General features: G+C 64.7%; 20 protein-coding genes. 6 read left to right on the forward strand and 14 right to left on the reverse strand.

Annotated elements, in window-relative coordinates; all coding sequences use genetic code 11:
* The first annotated feature begins 92 nt into the window (after positions 1-92).
* Entirely contained in the window at positions 93-830 is a 738-nt protein-coding gene (locus tag ACQPZ2_RS41795; protein ID WP_063046655.1) for a response regulator transcription factor, read from the forward strand.
* A complete protein-coding gene (locus ACQPZ2_RS41800) occupies positions 827-2,323 on the forward strand; it encodes a sensor histidine kinase (protein WP_433523381.1) in 1,497 nt (498 codons plus the stop codon). The genes ACQPZ2_RS41795 and ACQPZ2_RS41800 overlap by 4 nt, the downstream gene beginning before the upstream one ends.
* On the opposite strand, the gene ACQPZ2_RS41805 is transcribed toward ACQPZ2_RS41800, so the two are convergent.
* The 12 genes from ACQPZ2_RS41805 to ACQPZ2_RS41860 form a co-directional block, all read right to left on the reverse strand.
* Positions 2,320-2,805 (reverse strand): h domain protein, encoded by a 486-nt coding sequence (locus ACQPZ2_RS41805; protein ID WP_433523382.1) that lies wholly within the window; start codon positions 2,803-2,805, stop codon positions 2,320-2,322. The genes ACQPZ2_RS41800 and ACQPZ2_RS41805 overlap by 4 nt on opposite strands.
* Positions 2,802-3,524, reverse strand: coding sequence for a hypothetical protein (locus ACQPZ2_RS41810; RefSeq protein WP_433523383.1), 723 nt, complete (start codon positions 3,522-3,524; stop codon positions 2,802-2,804). Before ACQPZ2_RS41810 ends, ACQPZ2_RS41805 begins: the two co-directional genes overlap by 4 nt.
* Positions 3,521-4,930, reverse strand: a complete 1,410-nt coding sequence (locus ACQPZ2_RS41815; protein ID WP_433523384.1) for an MCE family protein — start codon at positions 4,928-4,930, stop codon at positions 3,521-3,523. Before ACQPZ2_RS41815 ends, ACQPZ2_RS41810 begins: the two co-directional genes overlap by 4 nt.
* Positions 4,927-6,147 (reverse strand): MCE family protein, encoded by a 1,221-nt coding sequence (locus ACQPZ2_RS41820; protein WP_063046659.1) that lies wholly within the window; start codon positions 6,145-6,147, stop codon positions 4,927-4,929. Before ACQPZ2_RS41820 ends, ACQPZ2_RS41815 begins: the two co-directional genes overlap by 4 nt.
* A complete protein-coding gene (locus tag ACQPZ2_RS41825; protein WP_433523385.1) occupies positions 6,144-7,412 on the reverse strand; it encodes an MCE family protein in 1,269 nt (422 codons plus the stop codon). The genes ACQPZ2_RS41820 and ACQPZ2_RS41825 overlap by 4 nt, the downstream gene beginning before the upstream one ends.
* On the reverse strand, positions 7,409-8,476 hold the full coding sequence (locus ACQPZ2_RS41830; protein ID WP_063046661.1) for an MCE family protein: 1,068 nt from the start codon (positions 8,474-8,476) through the stop codon (positions 7,409-7,411). The genes ACQPZ2_RS41825 and ACQPZ2_RS41830 overlap by 4 nt, the downstream gene beginning before the upstream one ends.
* Positions 8,473-9,501, reverse strand: coding sequence for an MCE family protein (locus ACQPZ2_RS41835; protein ID WP_084509547.1), 1,029 nt, complete (start codon positions 9,499-9,501; stop codon positions 8,473-8,475). Before ACQPZ2_RS41835 ends, ACQPZ2_RS41830 begins: the two co-directional genes overlap by 4 nt.
* Positions 9,498-10,631 (reverse strand): MCE family protein, encoded by a 1,134-nt coding sequence (locus ACQPZ2_RS41840; protein ID WP_433527668.1) that lies wholly within the window; start codon positions 10,629-10,631, stop codon positions 9,498-9,500. Before ACQPZ2_RS41840 ends, ACQPZ2_RS41835 begins: the two co-directional genes overlap by 4 nt.
* Before the next feature lie 99 nt (positions 10,632-10,730).
* A complete protein-coding gene (locus ACQPZ2_RS41845; RefSeq protein WP_040686323.1) occupies positions 10,731-11,582 on the reverse strand; it encodes an MlaE family ABC transporter permease in 852 nt (283 codons plus the stop codon).
* Positions 11,583-11,586: 4 nt separating this feature from the next.
* Positions 11,587-12,351, reverse strand: a complete 765-nt coding sequence (locus ACQPZ2_RS41850; protein WP_387286415.1) for an MlaE family ABC transporter permease — start codon at positions 12,349-12,351, stop codon at positions 11,587-11,589.
* 297 nt (positions 12,352-12,648) lie between these two features.
* Positions 12,649-13,566: a 3-oxoacyl-ACP reductase gene (locus ACQPZ2_RS41855; protein ID WP_063046665.1), complete on the reverse strand. Its 918-nt coding sequence runs from the start codon at positions 13,564-13,566 to the stop codon at positions 12,649-12,651.
* Positions 13,567-13,686: 120 nt separating this feature from the next.
* Positions 13,687-13,875, reverse strand: coding sequence for a ferredoxin (locus ACQPZ2_RS41860; protein ID WP_364357305.1), 189 nt, complete (start codon positions 13,873-13,875; stop codon positions 13,687-13,689).
* A 208-nt stretch (positions 13,876-14,083) separates the two neighbouring features.
* Here ACQPZ2_RS41860 and ACQPZ2_RS41865 point away from each other — a divergent pair, with 208 nt between their 5' ends.
* The 4 genes from ACQPZ2_RS41865 to ACQPZ2_RS41880 all read left to right on the forward strand — a co-directional run bounded on the left by ACQPZ2_RS41865 (position 14,084) and on the right by ACQPZ2_RS41880 (position 17,248).
* Positions 14,084-15,277 carry an acyl-CoA dehydrogenase family protein gene (locus ACQPZ2_RS41865; RefSeq protein WP_364357308.1) on the forward strand — a complete coding sequence of 398 codons (1,194 nt, stop codon included), beginning with the start codon at positions 14,084-14,086 and terminating at the stop codon, positions 15,275-15,277.
* A 20-nt stretch (positions 15,278-15,297) separates the two neighbouring features.
* On the forward strand, positions 15,298-16,404 hold the full coding sequence (locus ACQPZ2_RS41870) for an acyl-CoA dehydrogenase family protein (protein ID WP_433523386.1): 1,107 nt from the start codon (positions 15,298-15,300) through the stop codon (positions 16,402-16,404).
* Positions 16,405-16,578: 174 nt separating this feature from the next.
* The gene (locus ACQPZ2_RS41875; protein ID WP_433523387.1) at positions 16,579-16,821 is read left to right on the forward strand and encodes an AbrB/MazE/SpoVT family DNA-binding domain-containing protein; all 243 of its coding nucleotides are present in this window, start codon (positions 16,579-16,581) and stop codon (positions 16,819-16,821) included.
* Positions 16,811-17,248, forward strand: a complete 438-nt coding sequence (locus ACQPZ2_RS41880) for a type II toxin-antitoxin system VapC family toxin (RefSeq protein WP_433523388.1) — start codon at positions 16,811-16,813, stop codon at positions 17,246-17,248. The genes ACQPZ2_RS41875 and ACQPZ2_RS41880 overlap by 11 nt, the downstream gene beginning before the upstream one ends.
* A 33-nt stretch (positions 17,249-17,281) precedes the next feature.
* Here ACQPZ2_RS41880 and ACQPZ2_RS41885 read toward each other — a convergent pair whose 3' ends face one another.
* Together ACQPZ2_RS41885 and ACQPZ2_RS41890 are read right to left on the reverse strand one after the other, a co-directional pair.
* A complete protein-coding gene (locus ACQPZ2_RS41885; RefSeq protein ID WP_433523389.1) occupies positions 17,282-18,040 on the reverse strand; it encodes a helix-turn-helix transcriptional regulator in 759 nt (252 codons plus the stop codon).
* A gap of 47 nt (positions 18,041-18,087) precedes the next feature.
* Positions 18,088-18,699: a TetR/AcrR family transcriptional regulator gene (locus ACQPZ2_RS41890; RefSeq protein WP_245721287.1), complete on the reverse strand. Its 612-nt coding sequence runs from the start codon at positions 18,697-18,699 to the stop codon at positions 18,088-18,090.
* Positions 18,700-18,776: the final 77 nt, after the last annotated feature.

Below are 18,776 nucleotides of genomic sequence, written 5' to 3' on the forward strand. Positions count from 1 at the left end.
CGCCGCAGGCGCGGCAAATCAGACAGAGCACTCACAGGAATCACCCAGCCAAGGTCCAGACAGTTCCCAGTCGATTGCCGGACTATGAAGAAATGAGTGGTGCGCCCGCGGAGTCCACGCCCGAGGCCCGAGTGCTGGTGGTGGACGACGAACCCATGATCGTGGAGCTCCTGTCGGTGAGCCTGCGCTATCAGGGGTTCGCCGTCGATACTGCTATCGACGGGGCGCAGGCGCTGGACAAGGCGCGCACCTTCCGGCCGCAGGCACTGATCGTCGATGTGATGATGCCGGGTATGGACGGCTTCGGGCTGCTGCGCCGACTGCGCGCCGACGGCATCGACGCACCGGTGCTGTTCCTGACCGCACGCGACGATGTGCAGGACAAGGTCGCCGGACTCACCCTCGGCGCCGACGACTACATCACCAAACCGTTCAGCCTCGAGGAAGTGGTGGCCCGGCTGCGCGTTGTCCTGCGCCGCTTCGGTCATGCCGCGCCGCAGCGTGAGAGTTCACGACTCCGGTTCGAGGACATCGAACTCGACGACGATACGCACGAGGTGTGGAAGGCGGGCGAGCCGGTTGCGTTGTCGCCCACCGAATTCACCCTGCTGCGGTATTTCATGGTCAATGCCGGAACGGTGTTGAGTAAGCCGCGCATCCTGGACCACGTGTGGCGCTACGACTTCGGGGGTGAGGTCGGCGTGGTCGAAACCTATGTCTCGTATCTGCGCAAGAAGGTCGACACGGGCGATCAGCGCTTGATTCACACACTGCGTGGTGTGGGCTACGTGATGCGCGCACCGAATCGCACACGCCAGTCCGACAAATGATCACGTCCCGGCTCGAACAGACCCGTCGCAAACTGGCAAGCGCTTCTTCGGCGATTCCGCTGCGGGTCACGCTGGTGCTGGCGCTCGTACTGCTTTCCGCGCTCGGATTGTTCGCATCCGGCACGGTCGTCACCTCGGCGCTGGAGAATTCGCTGCTGCACCGCACCGATCAGCAACTTCGCGATGCGGTGATGGCGTGGTCGCGGCCGCGGCCGCCGACTCCTTCGAATCCGTCGCATCCGTCCAGCACCTTCTTTGTCCACATCGAACCGACCCCGGGCGGCAACGGCACGACTTATCTCGAGACCAGACCGTTCAACGAGGAGGCCGAGCCGGAACTGCCGCGACTGCCCGATGTGCGGCCGACCACGGATCCGCCGGGCAGCAAGGTCCTCACCAGAGCGGTAACCGTCGGCTCCAAGAACGGTTCGACGGTCAAATGGCGGACCATGACGGCGGTGTCACCCGATACGACGACGACGGTCGCGATACCGCTCACCGAGAACATCGACACGGTCAATCGACTGATCATGTTGCAGCTCATGGTCGGTGCCGCGGTGCTCGCCGCGCTGGCGGTGCTCGCCTACTTCGTGATCCGGCGCAGTCTGCGGCCGTTGCGCGCGGTCGAGAAGACCGCAGCCGCCATCGCCGCCGGTGATCTGCATCGCCGAGTTCCGGTGCGCGGCACCAACACCGAGGTCGACCGGCTTTCCCAATCGCTCAACGGCATGCTGGCCCAGATCCAACGGGCCTTCGCCGCGACGGAAGCCTCCGAATCGGCGGCCCGGCGCTCCGAGGCGAAGATGCGCCGCTTCGTCGCCGACGCGAGCCATGAACTGCGCACCCCGCTCACCACCATCAGCGGCTTCGCCGAACTGTATCGGCAGGGCGCGACCGCGGACCCGGCCATGTTCATGGACCGCATCGAACACGAGGCCCAGCGCATGGGACTCTTGGTCGAGGACCTGTTGATGCTGGCCCGATTGGACGCACAGCGTCCGCTGGAACTGGGCCCGGTCGACCTGCTCGCCATCGCCAGCGACGCCGTGCACAACGCCCGCGCCGTCACCGCGGCCAATGGCGACGACGGTCCGCGCCGCTCCGTCGAGCTGGAAATCCGTTCGGGCACAGGAACATTGGAAGTGACCGGCGATGAAGCGCGGCTGCGTCAGATACTGGCCAACCTGCTGAACAACGCACTCACGCACACACCACCGGACGCCGACGTCAGGGTCCGGCTGACCCCAACCGACGACGAGGTCCTGCTGGAGGTCGCCGACACGGGTCAGGGCTTGCCGCCCGAGGAGGCCGAGCGCATCTTCGAACGCTTCTACCGCACCGACACTTCCCGCACCCGCGCCAGCGGCGGCACCGGCCTCGGCCTGTCCATCGTCCAAGCCCTGGTCGACGCACACAACGGCACCGTGGGCGTCGAAAGCGCCGAGGGCGAAGGCACCACCTTCACCGTCCGCCTACCCCGCGAAATCCACTAGATCGGGGTGACCGCGGAGACGAGCCAGCGGCTGTCGTTTTTGTCGAGGGTTACCCGGACTCGGCTGGTGCTGATGTTGGCTTGGGGGGAGTCTTTACCGGTGCTTACCTGGTTCAGGTAGAGCATGACTACGGCGTGGGCGGGTTCGGCGGAGACTACGCCGCTGGCCTGGGTGGTGGCCTGGACGTTGAGTTCCTTTTCCTTGGCGCCGGGGGCGATGGCTTCCTTGATCAGTTTCAGGTAGTCGTCGCGGAAGCTGCCGCCGAGATTGTCGGCGGCCTTCGGCAATTCGGCGTCCACCGTTTTGAAGTTGTAGGTGAACATCGCTTCGACGGTGCGTTGGGCTGCGGGGACGGCCTGGGTGCGCGCCTGTTCGCTCTTGCGGTCGTTCCAGTACTTGTACCCGGTGACGCCGCAGACGGCCGCCAGCGCGACGATGACGAGGGCGACTGCGGAAGCCACCAGAATCAGACGCCTGTTCATGCCACGAACTCCACTTGTGAGGCGGTGATCCCGTTGTCGCCGCGGGTGACGGTGACCCGGAATCGGTAGTACCGCGTCTGCGGATCCGCCATACCCGCATTGGTCAGGGTCTGCTTGGCGGCGACCAGCACGCGTGCCGAATCACCGTCCTCGCTCTCGATGGCGGATTCGATGATCTCACCGGTGGCCTTCACCTTGGCCTGTTCGACCACGCTCGCGTAGGCGTCCTTGCGCTGCGAGTATTCGGCCTTGAGTTCGCCCGAGGCCACCGCGAGGACGCGGTCGATATCGGCCTTGGCGGTGTCGTCCTTGATGGTGGTGAGATTGAGGATCGCCTGCTTGGCGGTCTGCACGTAGTCCGCGCGCCGCGCATCGCGGTCGGATGCGGTGTGCAGGTTGTAGGCGAAGAATCCGGTCCCGATCACCAGCGCGATCGCCACGACCGCGGCCGCGGCGGCACTTGCGATGAGCACCCAGCGCGGCGGGCCGGACTTCGGATCGTCGTCGACGGCATCCGCAACGCTGGGTATCTCCAGTGTGGTCACGGGTTCGGCATCGTCGCTGTCCGACTCCGACTTCGTCACCTTGACCGTGACATCGACGGCCTTGGTGAGCTCGACACCTTCGGTCTCGAGCGGGAGGGTGTCCTCCGGCGGCGGCCCCGCCGAACGCACCGCCCGTCGCCTCGACCGGACCTTGACCACACTGGATTCGCTCATTGCTGCTGCTCCTGAAGCATCGCCTGCCAACTCGACGGTATCGTGCCGGATCCGTCCTTTCCGATATCCCCCTGACGGTACGTGCGTCCGTCCGGTCCCATGAAAGTCCCACTGCTGGGATCCAATGTCGTACTGTGTGCGGCCGGGTGGGTCGAGCCCTGATCGCCGATCGGGTCACCCGACGGTGTCACCGGTTGCGGCGGACCGAAGGCCGGGTTATTGCCTTCGGGCACATAGCCGTTCGGGTCGCGGCACAGCTCCGGCGATGGCGCCCGCTTACCCGGCACCTCCATGCACGGCGTATTGCGGATACCGCGGACGGCTTCCTTGGCGTTCTGCGCCACCTTGCAGTACAGCCCGGGCGGCGTGTCCGGGGTGTCGAGCTGGGCGGGTGATCGGCGCTGCTCCGGCGTGAGGAAGCCGGTGGTGCAGCCGGGCGGATCGTTGAGTTCCAGGTGGAAGTCCACCACGGCACCGTATTCGACGGGGCCGCGGATGGCCGTCAGGAACGCGGCGGTCAGCGGCGGATAAATCACCAGGATCTGTTCCAGACCCGAGTGATAGGTCACCGCGACCTGACCCACGCTGACCAGATTCGACAGCAGGATCGGCAGGGTCGGGCGCAGGTCCTGGAACAGCGAACTGACCTGCTGTGCCGCGCCGGGCGTCTTCTCGATGACATTCCGCAGTGCCGGATCATGGGCGCGCAGTTGGTCGGTGACCGTCGCCAGGTCCTGGGTCCACGACCGGATCGCCGCATCGGACCAATTCTGCGTATCCAGCAGCGGCCCGATCTTTTCCAGCAGGTCCTTGGTCGGCTCGGCATTCGCCTGGGCCTCCTGCACCAGCAGCGATGCGGAATCGATGAACTTCTGCAGATCCGGTCCGGCCCCGTTGAAGGCCTTGAACGCATCGTCGATCACCTGCCGCAGCTTGGTATCGGCAATGCTGGACAGCAGACGATCGGAACGATCGAGCACGGTGCCGATATCCTCGGGCAGCTCGGTGCGATCCACCGGAATCACCGAACCGTCGGAAAGGTTGCCGCCCTTGGCATTCGCGACCGGCACCAGATCGACGTACTGCTCACCGATGGCCGAGACGCTGCGCACCCACGCGTCGACATCGGACGGAATCTTGTAGTCGCTCTTGATGGACAGCTTCGCGTCCACACCCGTCGGGGTGAGCCGAACCTCTTCCACCTTGCCGACATTCGTGCCGCGGTAGGCGACATTGGCGGTCGGATACAGCCCGCCGGTGGCCAACAGTTTGACGGTCACCTCGTAGCGGCCGATACCGAACATGGCGGGCAGCCCCACATAGGTACCGCCCATCACCACCAAGCCGATCACCGTAAGCACCGAGAAGATGGCCAACTGGATCTTGACGAATCGCGTGAGTTTCATCGGCCCGCGCCTTCCTGCCCGGCGGGCGGAACGGTGAGGCCGGGAATCGCGGGCAGACCCGGAATCGGCGGCAGCCCAGGGATACTCGGCGTCGGAGCCGGAGTCGCGCCAGGTGACTGCAGTGGTGCCGTCGCCGGATTGCTATTGCCCTCCGCCGTCCCGGCCAGACCGCCGAGTGCACCTTCGACCCCGCCGAAGCGACCGCCGAGCGGAGTGCCGGTGAGGAAGTTCGAATCCAATCGCTTGCCGGTGATGTCGACGGTCATGATCAGGTTCATGTAGTCGCCCTTGACCGCGTGATCGAGATTCTTCATCGGGAACGGGAAGGTGAAGAGTATCTTCATGACCTCGACCAGGCTGTTCCCGGTGCTGGCCAGCGTCTCCAGCACGGGCGCCAGATTCGCCAGATTCGCCTTCAGATTGTCCCCGCCCTGCGCGATGATCCGCTGCACCACATCGCTCAGATCACCGAGGGCGGTAAGGGTATGCGTGATGTCCTCGCGCCGATCGGCGAGCACGGTGAGCGCCGGGTGGATCTGTTCGATCGCCGCGGCCACCCGATCCTTCTGCTTGGCCAGCGTGCCTGCGAACCGGTCCAGTCCACCCATCGCATCGATGATGTCTTTGGTCTGCGAATCCAGTGTGGTGGTCAGCTCGGTCAGCTGCGGCAGCAGATCCCGGATCGCATCCTCGCGACCGTTGAATGCGGCATTGAGTTCGTGGGTAATGGTTTCGAGCTGACTGATGCCGCCACCGTTGAGCACCACCGACAGCGATGACAGGGTCTGCTCGGTGGTCGGATAGACACCGGCCCGATCCAGTGGGATCAGATCGCCATTCTTCAGCTCACCCTGTGCCGGAACATCTTTCGGCGCGGCGAGTTCGAGATGATTGCTGCCGAGCAGACTGGTCTGCCCGATTCGGGCGGTCGCATTGGCGGGCAGTTTCACATCGTTGTTCAACGAGACGGTGACCAGCGCGTGCCAGCCCTCGACCTCGATCTTCGACACCGTGCCGACCGTCACGTCGTTCACGCGGACCGGCGAATTGCGGGTCAGTGTGGTGACATTGGGCATCTGGATCTCGACTTGGTAGGCGTTGTCACTTCCGGCCGTACCCGGCATGGGCAGCGAATTGAGCCCATCCCATTCGCAGCCGCTGACTCCGAGCACAACGGCCAATCCGATTGCCGCACCGGCCATTCGCCTGCGCATCATCGCCCTCCTCCCGGAATGGCCAGCCCGGCGATACCGTTCGGCACCGTGACCGGATCCGACTGCGGCACCGAATCACTCGGCCCGCGCGCGGCCAGACTCGGCGGACTGTAGACGAGCTGATGCGGGAACGCGGTCTGATTGGAGGCCGGATTAACAAGCAGCGGTGGGTAATTCATCATGAGCTGCTGGATGACCGGTGCCAGATACTGTCGGCACAGGGCGGCGCTCTGATCTGAACCATTCGCATCGTTCGCCTCTACCGCGCCGCAGAGGAAGGCGAACGGGTTGGCGAAGTTCGTCCCGACGACGGCGCCGGTGAGACTGCCCTGCGCGGGATCGTAGATCTGATAGAAGTTCGCCAGAGCCGTCGGCCCGGCATGCAATACCTGCTCGAGCTGGGGCCGCTTATCCGCGAGGATCTGGGTCACCTCGGCCAGCCGCTGCACACCCTCGGTCAGCGCCCCGCCGCGCTCTTGGATGAACCGCTGCACATCACCGACGGCGATGTCGAGATTGTCCAGTCCGGTACCGAGATCACCGGATACGTTCGCGAGCACCGACGAGACCGAGGCGAGCCGACCGCCGAACTGGACGATCTGATCGTTGCTCTTGGACAGCACATCCACGAACTGCTGCAGATTGCGGATGGTGCCGAACAGATCGGTGCGCCCGTCCGACAACGTACTCAGCGTGTGCGACAGCTCGCGCAGGGTATCGCGCAACGCCTCCGCATTGCCATTGCCGAGATTGTCGGCGGCGGTATTCACGAACCGCCCGAACGAGCCCTGCTTATCGTCGCCGACCGGCCCCAATGTCGTTGCCAGCTTGGACAATTCGGCCTTGATGTCATCCCATTCGACCGGAACCGCGGTGTGCTCGATCGGAATCACGCTGCCGTCGTGCATTTTCGGCCCGCCGGTGTAGGCCGGGGCCAATTGGATGAATCGCGCCGACACCAGCGACGGTGAAATGATGACCGCCTTGGCGTCCGCGGGGATCTCGATGCCGCGATCGAGTGTCATCGCGACCCGGACCTGGTCTTTACCGGGATCGATGGAGTCGATCCGGCCGACCTCGACCCCGAGCACGCGCACCTCGTCACCGGCGTACAGGCCGGTCGTGGACGGGAAATACGCGGTGATCGAGGTCTTTCCGATCCGCGATATCAGTGACCACCCGCCTGCGATCACCAGCGCGGCGATGACGACCAGCGCGAGCAGCCGCACCCACCGCGGTGCCGAACGAACAGTGCGCAATGCATTCATCGCGGCGGCTCCTGAATCGCGGGCTCGATCGACGGCAACGCGGGGTCGGTCAGATATGCGCGGAAGGAGTCCGGCACATGCTGCGGCCACACCAGCGCGTCGACCAGGATCTGCAGGCCACGCGTGGTCGCGTTCGAGACATACGCCTGGAAGTACGGACCGCTGCCGACCTGCTCACCGAGCGCGGCCGAGAACGGACCGAGGCCATCGAGCGCCTTCGACAGGTTGTCTTTATTGGATTGCAGCAGTGCGAGCACCGAATTCAGCCGGTCCAGTGTGGGTTTCAGCTGCGCCTCGTTGTCGTTGACGAGGCCGGTCAGCTGTTGGGCCAGCCCGTTGATGTACACGATCAACTGACTGAGCGCGCCGCGCCGCCGATCCAATTCGCCGAGCAGGTCATTGCCGTCGACCAGCAGCGCGTTGATCTGATTGCTGCGATCGGCGAGCACCTTCGTGACGTTCTGCGCCCGGCCGAGCAACTCGGTCAGCGCCTTGTCCCTGGCATTCAGGCTGCGCGAAAGCTGGGTGACGCCGTCGAGTGCCGACCGCAGCGGCGCCGGAGTATCGGCGAAGGTCGTGGACAGCGCGTCCAGCGTCCGGTTGACCTGATCCATGTCCAGGCCCTTGACGGTATTCGTCAGATCGCCGAGCGCGTCGGTGAGCGAATACGGCGAGGTGGTGCGGTCCAGCGGAATCGTGTCGTTCGTCCGGGTCGAACCGCTGCCCGACGGAGTCACCTCGAGCGATTTCCGGCCGAGCACCGTATTGGTCTTGATGGCGGCACTCGTCTTATTGCCGAGCACGATTCCCTCGTCCAGCGTGAACCGGACGTAGACCTTCGCACCGTCCAGCTTCACCTGCTCGACGCGTCCCGACTTCACACCGGCGACCTGCACATTGTCACCGGGAACCAGTCCGCCCGCATCGGCGAAGTACGCGGTGTAGGTCGCGCCGGAGCGGATGAACGGCAGCCGGTCGACCTGCAGTGCGGACAGTGAGACCGTGGTCGCGACGACAATGCCGATGATGCCGAGCGAGACCGCGCGTGATCGAGTTTCCTTCATCGGCTCTTCGCACACCTTCCCGTCGTCTGCATACCGGGCAGGGTGATGTGCATCGGCTTGCCGTCCGGCCCGTCGACAATGAAGTTCGTGCCGCACACGTACATATTCAGGAACGACCCGTAGGAACCGATCCGGACCAGCTTCTTGTAGGTTTCGGGCAGCCGATCGAGCACCCACTGGACGGTGTCGGAGCCGTCGTCGAGAGTCGCGGCGACGGTGCCGGTCTGCTCGATGGTGGTCTTCAGATCCGGCCGGGCCTGCTGCAGCAGATCGGTCAGATCCCCTGTCGCACCGGCGATCCGCGGCAGGGCGGCGCCGATCGGATCCTTGTCCGCGGCCAAACCGCTGACCAGCCGCTGCAATTCCTCGAGTGTGGTGGCGAACTGCTGATCGCGGTCATCGATCGTGGCGAGCACGGTCTTCAGATTCTCGATCACGCTGCCGATCAACGCATCTCGATCGGCGAGGGTTTTGGCGAACGATCCGGAACTGTTCAGCAGTGCGACGAGCGTGCCGCCCTGCCCCTGGAAAACCTGGAGCAGCGCCTCGGTCAGATCATTGACCTGAGCCGGATCGAGGCCGCGCAGCAGCGGTTTGAAGCCGCCGAGCAACATATCCAGATCGAGTGCGGGCGAGGTCCGATCGAGGCCGATCGTGCTGCCCTTGGACATCACCTTCGCGGAGCCAGGCCCCTCCAGCAGTTCGAGATACCGGTCCCCGACCAGGTTTTCGTAGCGGATGGTCGCCTTGGTGCTGGTGTAGAGCCGGTACTTGCTGTCCACATCGAAATCGACGTGGGCGAGATTGTCCTTGCCGACATGCACCCCGGTCACCGAACCCACCGGCACACCGGCGATTCGAACCTTGGCACCGTCCAGCATGCCGGAGGAGTTGGTGAAGACCGCGTGATAGCCGGTCTCCCTGGCGAAGCGCATCTGGCTGAACACCACCACCAGTCCGGCCAATACCAGCGCCATCACCAGGGTGAAGATCGTCAGCTTGACGGTTGTCGCGCGCGGTTTCACAGCTGCCCCACCCCCGGCAATCCGGCGAACAGCAGCTGGAACACTTTGGGCCCGTTCAGATGTGTCGTCGTCGACGGCGTCCACACATGGCCCTCGGAAGTATCGGTGACCACGAAGTTCGCATGGCTGTCCGGCACCCGATCCAGCACGCCCTCGCAGTGCGGCCCGCCGGTGGCATTCACCTTCGGCAGGTCCTGCGGGTACTGGTAGGCATCGGCGCCCGGCATGAAACTCGCGTTCAGCGGCACCGCGTCGAACCGTCCGCCGAAGATGTCCTCACCGATCGGGAGCACATTGGCCAGGCCGACGACCAGGCAGTACAGCGCTGGCTTGTAGTCGTTGAGCAGCTGGGTGGTCGGACGCAGCAGATCCAGCGCCGTCACCAGCGGCTGCTCGTTCTCGTGCAGCACCGAGCCGGTCGTATCGGCCAATCCGATGAGGTTGGCCAGCATCGCATCGACGTTCTCCTGCTCCTCGACGAGCGTTTTGGCCGTCACGGTCACGTTGTCGGTGGTGCGCAGCAGATCCGGCACGGTGTCGGCATACAGATTGGTGACGCCGGTCGAGGAGACCAGATCCCGTTGCAGCGCGGGCAGACTCGGATTGATATCGCGCAGGTAGGCATCGCTGCGGGCGAGCAGATCACCGAGCTTCTCACCGCGCCCCTGGAGCGCGGTGCCCAGCGCCGACAGTGTGGCATTGAGCTTTTCCGGCTCGATTTTCTGCAGCACATCGGTCAGATGCTGGAACAGCGTATTGAATTCGACGGTCACCGATTCGGCCGTCACGGTCGATCCCGGCTTCAGCGGGGTCGACGAAGCCTGGTCCGGCGCGGTGAAATTGATGTATTTGGCGCCGAATACGGTGGTGGACTTGATATCCACGGTCGCATTGGATGGAACCATTTTCAGCAGTTCGGGATCCATCGCCAGCGTCAGCTTCGCACCGTCGGCGGTCTGCACGATCTCCGAGACCCGGCCGATCTCCACACCGCGGATCTTCACCTTGGCGTCGGGATCGAGCACCAGGCCGCTGCGCGGCGCGTCCACCGTGACGGTCACCGTCTTGGTGAATCCGCCGAAGAACATGACCATCGCGATGGACACGACCACGACCAGCGCGATCACCATGCCGAGCCCGGCGAGCTTGAGCCCGAGCCCGCCGCGCAGTGCTGCGGCCCAGGCTGAAGTGTTTGGGCCGCTTCCCGATTGCTTCGTTGCCATACCGCTCTACCCGGAGAGATGGAAGTTGCCGGAGGTGCCGTAGATGGCCAGCGAGATCAGCAGTGTCACCGTGACCACCGCGACCAGCGAGGCCCGCACCGCATTGCCGACCGCGATCCCGACGCCGACCGGACCGCCCGCGGCGTTGTAGCCGTAGTAGGTGTGAATCATCATGACCGCCAAGGCCATGAAGATCGCCTGGGCGAACGACCAGAGGATGTCGCTTGGGATCAGGAAGGTGGAGAAGTAGTGGTCGTAGACGCCCGCCGACTGCCCGTAGATGACCACGGTGGCGAATCGGCTGGCGATGAACGAGCAGATCACCGCGAGCGCGTACAGCGGCACGATCGCGATCATGCCCGCGAGCACCCGGGTGCCGACCAGATACGGCACCGGCCGGATCGCCATGGACTCGAGCGCGTCGATCTCCTCGGCCACCCGCATGGCGCCCAGCTGCGCGGTCGAACCCGCGCCGATGGTTGCGGCCAAACCGATTCCGGAGATCACCGGCGCCGCGATGCGCACATTGATGAATGCCGCGAAGAAGCCCGTCAGCGCCTCGACGCCGATATTGCCGAGCGAACTGTAACCCTGCACCGCGATGGTGCCGCCGGTGAACAGCGTGAGAAATCCGACGATGACCACCGTGCCGCCGATAACCGCCAAAGCGCCTGTGCCCATGCTGATTTCGGCGATCAAACGAATGGTCTCGGTGCGATAGTAGATCAGTGCGCGCGGGATGGAACCGATTGTCTGCGCATAGAACACCGCATGTTTACCCAGCGAATCGAGCGAATTCGAAAAGCGACGCACTCGCCGCACGGTACGCGGGAAGCGGGATTGGATTACGAATGCCATCGCCTCACCGCGCCGCGAACTTGATACCGACGGCGGTGACCACGACATTCACCACGAACAGGGCCATAAAGGCGAAGACAACGGTCTGATTCACCGCATCACCGACACTCTTGGGACCACCTTTGACATTCAGGCCGAGATAACAGGCGACCAGTCCGGCGATCAGCCCGAACAAACCGGCCTTCACTTCGGAGATGACCAGCTCGGGCAGATGGGTGAGCAGCGTGATGCCATTGACGAAAGCGCCCGGATTCACGTCCTGCAGCAGCACCGAGAACAGGAAGCCGCCGACGATGCCGATGGTGCACACCAGGCCGTTCAACATCAATGCCACGAACATCGAGGCCAGCACCCGCGGCACCACCAGCCGCTGCACCGGGTCGATACCGAGTACCCGCATCGCATCGATCTCTTCGCGAATGGTTCGCGCCCCGAGATCCGCGCAGATCGCGGTGGCGCCCGCGCCCGCCACGATCAATACGGTGACAATCGGCCCGACCTGGGTGACCGCACCGAATGCCGCACCGGCGCCGCTGAGATCCGCGGCGCCGATTTCGCGCAGCAGAATGTTGAGCGTGAAGCTCACCAGCACGGTGAACGGAATCGCCACCAGCAGGGTCGGAATGATCGAAACGCGTGCGATGAACCAGGCCTGATCAATGAACTCGCGCCCTTGGAACGGACGTCGAATGCTGGCCCGCGCGACGTCGGCAACGAGTTCGAAGAATCCGCCGACTGCCCGCAATGGCACAGCAAGGACCTCGTTCATGCACGATCCTCCTTGCTCATCCTGCTGATTCTGCTCATCGCACGATGCCCCACCCCTGGCCACATCGCCGCAACGATTAGAACATGTTCACATTGCTGTAGGAAGCTTTTTGGCATATTTGAACTGCCATTTTTCTCAAATTCGGCCCATGAATTTGTAACAGGTGTCATTTGAGGGTGGCCTAACCCTTGTGAGGCGTCACGCACCGTCGACTCCCATGTCTACCAAGCGCCGCATCGGTGATCAACAACTGGACGAGTGATCAGCTGGTTTCCGATGGCACCTGCCATCACAGCGTCAGTTGTCCAGATCGATCAAAGAAGACGCTGAAAACGTACGCCCCGTGGGCCGCTGCGCGAAGTATCCGCCGAGCGTGGCGGCGAGATCGTTTACCGACCAGTGATCATCGGCGGCGTCGAAGCGCTCCTCGACGACCGGCGCGGCCATCAGCGCGACCATCGGCCCGTACACGACGAACAGTTGCCCGTTGACCGCATCGGCGGCGGGCGAAGCGAGATATGCGACCAAGCGCGCCACATGATCGGGCGAGAGTGGATCGATGCCGCCCTCCGGCGCCGCGCTGAAGACCGCCTCGGTCATCGCGGTGCGCGCCCGGGGCGCAATGGCATTGGCGCGTACGCCGAATCGGGACAGACCGCGCGCGGCGGAGAGCGTCAGCGCGGTGATACCGGCCTTGGCCGCGCCGTAGTTGGCCTGCCCCTCCGGGCCGAGCAGGCCCGCCTCGGAAGAAGTGTTGACGAGCCTGCCGTAGATCGGCGCGCCCGCCGCCTTGGACTTGGCCCGCCAGTAGGCGCCCGCATTGCGAGTCAATAGGAAATGGCCGCGCAGATGCACCGCGACCACCGCGTCGAAGTCCTCGTCGGACATGTTGAACAACATGCGGTCGCGGGTGATGCCCGCATTGTTCACCACGATGTCGACGCTGCCGAAAGCTTCCTCGGCGGTGCTGATGAGCGCATCGGCGGTCGACCGCTCGGCAATGCTGCCCGCGACGAACTCGGCCTTGGCACCGAGCGCACGGATATCGGCGAGGGTCTCGGCCACCGCATCCGACTCCGTCAGGTCGTTGACTACCACCGACGCGCCCGCCCCCGCCAGGGCCAGCGCCTCGGCGCGCCCCAGTCCGGCGCCGCCACCGGTAACGATGGCCACCCGCCCAGCAAGGCTGACATCCGTGTTGTCTACATCACTCACGGCTGCACCTCGCTGCGCTCGGTTCCGCCGTGTGTGATACACGCTGTGTCTTCGGCTCGTTCGCTGCGCTCACTCACGGGGCAGACTCTAGAACGTGTTCCAGCTATCGGCAAGCATCGGCTACTGCAACTTCAGCGCCGCCTTCGGACACTGGGCCACCGCGTCCTCGACATCGGCGAGCCGATCCGCAGGTACGTCGGCTTCCACGATGTGCAGCACGTCCTCGTCATCGAGTTCGAAGACGTCGGGGGCGATTCCGACACAGATTCCGTTGGCCTCGCACTGATCCGGATCGACCGTGACCTTCATGGGAACTCCTTAAAAGCGACTCTGGTCGAAGCCTAACAACACCAGGTCATATCGGATACCGCCATTGTGCGGATTCGGTAGCAATACTGGAACATGTTTCAGTTCGTATGCAATGATCGGTTGACCGACATCGAACGAAGGCTGAACTCTTCCCACCCCGCCGACTCCGCAAGCTCCGTCGGCTGACCATCCCCCAAGAGGTATTGCCATGCGCATTGCGTACACGCCGCAGCAGGAAGAGCTCCGCGCGGAGCTGCGCGACTACTTCGCCCGGCTGATCACCCCGGAGCGCCGAGCCGCCCTGAGCGCGACCACCGGCGAGTACGGCCACGGCAACGTCTACCGCGAAGTGGTCCAGGAAATGGGCCGCGACGGCTGGCTCACCCTGGCCTGGCCCAAGGAGTTCGGCGGCCAGGACCGCCCGACCATGGACCAGCTGATCTTCACCGATGAGGCGGCCATCGCCGGTGCGCCGGTGCCCTTCCTCACCATCAATTCGGTGGCGCCGACGATCATGCACTACGGCAGCGAGGAACAGAAGAAATTCTTCCTGCCCAAGATCGCCGCCGGTGAACTGCACTTCTCCATCGGCTATTCGGAACCGGGCGCGGGCACCGACCTGGCCAGCCTGCGCACCACCGCCGTGCGCGACGGCGACGACTACGTGATCAACGGCCAGAAGATGTGGACCAGCCTGATCGCGTACGCCGACTATGTCTGGCTCGCGGTCCGCACCGATCCGACTGCCAAGAAGCACAAGGGCATCAGCATGCTCATCGTGCCGACCACCGCTGAGGGCTTCTCCTGGACCCCGGTGCACACCATGGCCGGACCGGATACCAGCGCCACCTATTACCAGGACGTCCGGGTGCCGACCAGTTCACTGGTCGGCCAGGAGAACGGCGGCTGGGCGCTGATCACCAATCAGCTCAACCACGAGCGCGTCGCGCTGACCTCGGCCGGACCGCTCATGGTCGCGCTGAACCAGACCACCGAATGGGCGCGCAACACCAAGGCGGGCGACGGTTCCCGGGTGATCGATCAGGAATGGGTGCGGCTCAATCTGGCCAGGGTGCAGGCCAAGGTCGAATATCTGAAGCTACTGAACTGGGAGATCGCCAGCCGGGCCGATGCGGGCGGGGATGCCGCACCGCGGCCGTGGGATGCCTCGACCTGCAAGGTCTACGGCACCGAACTGTCCACCGAGGCCTACCGGCTGCTGATGGAAATCCTCGGCCCGCAGGCCTATCTGCGTCAGGATTCGCCGGGCGCCGAGCTGCGCGGACGGTTGGAGCGGTTCCACCGCGCCGCACTGATCCTCACCTTCGGTGGCGGCACCAACGAGGTCCAGCGCGACATCATCGCCATGACCGCACTCAAGCAACCCGCCGCGGCGCGCTGAGTAGAAAGCAGGTAGACACCATGGATTTCACACCCACCGAAGCTCAGCTCGATCTGACCCGCCTGACCGCCGAGGTCTGCGCCAAGTTGGTCACCGCGGACCGGATCCGCGAACTCGATGCCGAAGGCCGCTTCGACGAGCCGCTGTGGCAGTCGCTCGCCGAGACCGGCGTATTGGCCGCCGCACTGCCGGAGTCGGTGGGCGGCGGCGATTTCGGCGCGCTCGAGCAGAGTGCGGTGCTGCGTGAACTGGGCAAGCATGTCGCCGCGGTCCCGTACCTGTGGTCGATCGTGGTCGGCGCGGGTGCGCTCGCGCGTTTCGGCTCGGACGCTCAACAGGATTGGGCGCGGCAGGCGGGTGAGGGCGGCATCATCCTCACCACCGGGCTCGCCGAGGAACACAACTGGGAGCCGACGAAACCGACCACCGTTGCGCACGAGGCCGATGGCGGCTGGCGACTCACCGGCGCGAAGACCACGGTGCCCTATGCCGATCGTGCGGCCCGGATCCTGGTCCCCGCCACGGTTTCCGGAGCCCCCGCGCTATTCCTGGTGGATCCCTCCGATGCGACCGTGAACGTGACCGCCCAGCGTGTGGTCGACTTCAGCGCCGAGTTCGGCGTCGAATTCCATGACACCCCGGCCGAATTGGTCGCGACGGTGGACTCCGGTGCGGAGATCCTGGACTGGATCCTGACCCGCGCCTGGCTCGGCCTGAGCGCACAGCAATTGGGCACTCTGGAGCGCGCACTCGAGCTGGTCGCCGAATATGCCCGCGAGCGTGAACAATTCGGCAAGGCGGTCGGCAGCTTCCAGGCCGTCGCGCAGCGCCTCGCCGACGCCTACATCGATGTCCAGGGACTGCGCCTGGCGGTCACCCAGGCGGCCTGGCAGGTTTCCGAGGAGCTGGCCAGCGCGGAAGCCGTACACACGGCCAAGTTCTGGGCCGCCGATGCCGGGCACCGGGTGGCGCACACCGTGGTTCACGTGCACGGCGGCGTCGGCATCGACCGCGACCACATCGTGCACAACTACTTCACCGCCGCGAAGCACAATGAATTCGCACTGGGCGGAGCGAGTGACCACCTGCGGGCCATCGGCTCTCTGCTCGCGGAAACTCCTGCCTGACCGAGCGCTGGCGACTGCTTGCGGGTCGCTCGAAAGGGTCGGGATCCGCACTCCCGAATCGGCCCGCCGGACCTGCCACCGGCGGGCCGATTGCTGAGCGAAGCAGTTAGGTCGACCTGCCGTTCGCGCTAGTATTACGTAATACACGTATTACAGATACGGCTCGAGGAGGGCATGGTGCTGCTCAACAGCAAGGGCCAGGTGACAATCCCCGCGCAGTTGCGTGCCAAGCACAATCTGCGCGAGGGCGACGACGTCGAAATCATCGAAGTCGATGGCACCCTTCGGATCGTTCGCACCGAAGGCGTCCCCACTCGTGGCCAACGCCTCGTCCGGCGCCTGCGCGGAACCGCGGACAGCCGGGATATCGAAGGTATGAGCACGGACGAGATCATGGATCTGCTCCGTGGCGAGTAGGCCGACCCCTATCGGCGGGCCCGCCGTCCTCATCGATTCGTGTGTCCTACTCGATGTCATGACCAATGACGAGCACTGGGCGCCGTGGTCGATGGACCGAATCACCGACGCTCTCGACTCCGGCCGGGTGGTCATCAACCCGATCATCTACGCAGAGGTCTCCGTCGGGTACGACACCGTCGAAGACCTGGACGATTTGCTGCCCGCCGACGAGTTCGAGCGTGAGGCTCTACCATTCCGCGCCGGCTTCCTGGCGGGCAAGGCATTTCAGCGCTATCGCCGTAACAGCGGCGAGAAGCGCTCCCCGATGCCCGACTTCTACATCGGCGCCCACGCCGCAGTCGCCGGATATCGACTCCTGACACGTGACGCCGGCCGGTATCGCGGCTATTTTCCGACCGTAGAACTGATCGCACCCATGCCATGAAAACGGGCGCACTGATTTGCGCTCCGGTAGCGGCTATCTGGCCTCATCATCCCCGAGCAACCCGACGAAAAGCTGGCGGGTCGGCTCGGGCAGCGTGGTGCGGAATCGTTGGACGTGGATTTCGAATGGCTTGCCGGTCTTGCGATTCCGGAGCCGGATGGTCGGGTCGCGACGGCCGATGTACACCCGGCCGGTATTCCACAGGCGGTGGAAGTCGGGCTGTGCGCCCAGCTCGCGCAGTAGCAACTGGACATCGGCTCGTGCACCGGCACGGCCCGCGTAGCCGCGAAAACGCCCGACCATCAGATCGGCCTCGCGCTCCCATTCCTCGATCACCAGACGTGCCCGCGGATCGGTGAACATCCAGCGCAGCGCATGTCCGTTCGGTCCCAGACCGGGGAAGGCTTCGTCGAAGGCGTCGTTGCAGTCGATGATGCGCCAGCCGTCGTCGAGCGCCGCCGCGAGATGCGGGGTCAAGGCGTCGAGGGTCTTGCGCACGGGCCGCCGCTCCGGGCCGGGCCGACTTGGTCTGCCGCTGAATCGTTGCTGCGCAAGGTGATACAGGTGGATGCGCTCGTCGGGATCCAGTGCGAAGACGTCGGCGAGCGCGTCGAGAATCGATGGGCTCGGATTGAACGCACCGCCCTGTTCGATCTTGGCGAGATAGCCGACGCTGGAGTGGATCGCCTCGGCGAGCTGCTGTCGGCTCAGGCCGCCCGGATGCGCCGCGGTCGGCCGCTGCCGCCGCATCCGCACGAATTCGGCGAGCGTCGGCACCTGTAGTTCATCCATGTTCCTCCTTCGGGTCGCCGCCCATGGATGACGTTATGCCTTGCCGCTCAATCCTTCTGGGGCAATTCACCACCGGCGACCTCGATGAGCGCACGGGCCGCGCGATTGATCCGCTCGGCGGCATCGTCGAGATCCGGCTGTCCGGCATCGAGCCAGGCGATCACCGCATCCAGGATGAAGGTGGGGATGACCTGCGCGGCCCAGTCCTGCCACGGCCCCGCGGGCACGGCATCGGTGAGATACCGCTGCGCGATCATCGTCGAATAGCTGCGGACCATATCGATGACATCGCGGAATTCGGGCTCGCGGACCGCGTGCCGGAACAGCAGCCGGAAGGCGTCGGGATCCGCGGCGGCCGCCCGCAGCAGCGCGGAAATGCTGGTGCCGTCCAGCTTTTCGGTGCCGACGGCGTCGCCGAGCCTGGTATAGGCCCGTTCCAGCACGGCCCGGTACAGATCGGCCTTCGAGGCGAAGTGACGGTAGAGGATCACGTGCGTAATGCCCGCCTCGGCGGCGATATCGGGCAGGCCCGTCCCGGTGAATCCGTTGCGGGCCACCGCGCGGGTGGCCGCGGCGAGGATCTGCTCGCGCCGCTGGGCACGCGGCATGCGCCGGACGGGTTGCGCCGAAGTCTCGGCGGGCGTTGGGCTTTCGGGCACGACATCACCTCCTTGTTCAAGTGGAATAGTACAAGCAATTATGTTTAAGCTTGCTTGTACAAGAGCTTGTTAGCAAG

The sequence above is a fragment of the Nocardia pseudovaccinii genome (assembly GCF_050942345.1).
Lineage (GTDB): Bacteria > Actinomycetota > Actinomycetes > Mycobacteriales > Mycobacteriaceae > Nocardia > Nocardia pseudovaccinii.